This window comes from Lysinibacillus sp. GbtcB16, assembly GCF_019091145.1.
Taxonomy (GTDB): Bacteria; Bacillota; Bacilli; order Bacillales_A; family Planococcaceae; genus Lysinibacillus; species Lysinibacillus fusiformis.
The window spans coordinates 1-246 of the sequence record NZ_JAGXJV010000728.1 but is presented as its reverse complement, the minus strand read 5'-3'; the positions used below and the strand labels follow the sequence as shown (position 1 = coordinate 246).

General features: G+C 37.8%; 1 protein-coding gene. It reads right to left on the bottom strand.

Annotated features, from left to right (window positions below; genetic code table 11):
• Positions 1-93: 93 nt before the first annotated feature.
• A partial coding sequence (locus KVT27_RS25740) for a GNAT family N-acetyltransferase (RefSeq protein WP_369009675.1) occupies positions 94-246 on the bottom strand: 153 nt, incomplete at its 5' end.

The window sequence follows — 246 nt, the reverse complement described above, 5'->3', positions numbered from 1 at the left end:
TTGTAGATAAAAAAAGAATTATTCTGACTGAATTAGAAAACATGTGGCTTCCTCCTAAAGTTACTTCTAGTACAAGTTTAGCATACCTTTTATCTACACAAACGTCTTACTCATGATGTAATCAATCTGCTCCTCATCCCCCATATAGAAAGAGTGGGCTCCGGTTCTAACAAACCCCATTTTATGATAAAAAGTAATCGCATTCTCATTTTTTTCCCACACGCCCAGCCAAACATGCTGCTTCCC